The following is a 762-nucleotide window of genomic DNA, read 5'->3' on the forward strand; positions in this document are numbered from 1 at the left end:
CCATATAGAGACCTTGCAGTGTATATAGTCTAGTCCAATTGCTTTTTCAAATGTTTTATCGCTCAAAGTCATATTTTCATACTCAACTCGTAGAGATACATAATGCAGTAGTCAAACTTTGAGAGTCGACATCATACATATAAGGAAATTGTTCCTTAATGGTTTTAGGATTCATATACTGATGACTGTTTAGTAACTCAGGATACTTCCGTAAAGTTCATAGATGGACTTTCGTTCTAAAAGGAGTAGATTCCACATCTTTCTCACACAACCAAAAGTTTGGTTGATCAGATTGATTTGTCTAATTGTAGGTTTCAGTCTATAGACATAACCTTTCATGGTTTCATTCACGTTGCCCACCCCCTTTACATCGATAATTTATACTTATAATATATCATGTAATGATATACGAGGGATTGTTAATTATAGATATTTTTAAAGATAAAAAGTTAGTTTCATTCATCTACCACTGAATGCTTTGAAGAGGGAGTTTTCTGAAACGACTAGATAAAATATACTAAACCACGTTTGAAATCCATGCGTGTAATGATACCATGATATTATATCATAAATAAAAATTAAATAACTAATTTTTAAGACGATATAATCTAAGCTCGCCATAAAAATTATATTATAATCTTCTATCGAAATTTTTTTATAAATGCTAATAAACCTGAGTTTTACAGTTGTAGTACCAAGAAAAATTACTTTAATTAAAATCTCAATTTATTATACCCTCAATGTCTTTTCTTATTTTTCTTT

Annotated in this window: 1 protein-coding gene; it reads right to left on the reverse strand. The window is 29.4% G+C overall.

Translation table 11 applies throughout. The annotated features are described in order from the left end of the window. Positions 1–189: 189 nt before the first annotated feature. Positions 190–351, reverse strand: coding sequence for a helix-turn-helix domain-containing protein (locus QJ521_RS09670; protein ID WP_282840278.1), 162 nt, complete (start codon positions 349–351; stop codon positions 190–192). Positions 352–762: the final 411 nt, after the last annotated feature.

Origin of the sequence: Peloplasma aerotolerans, from assembly GCF_030012175.1 — a bacterium.
Taxonomy (GTDB): domain Bacteria; phylum Bacillota_I; class Bacilli_A; order Acholeplasmatales; family Acholeplasmataceae; genus Peloplasma; species Peloplasma aerotolerans.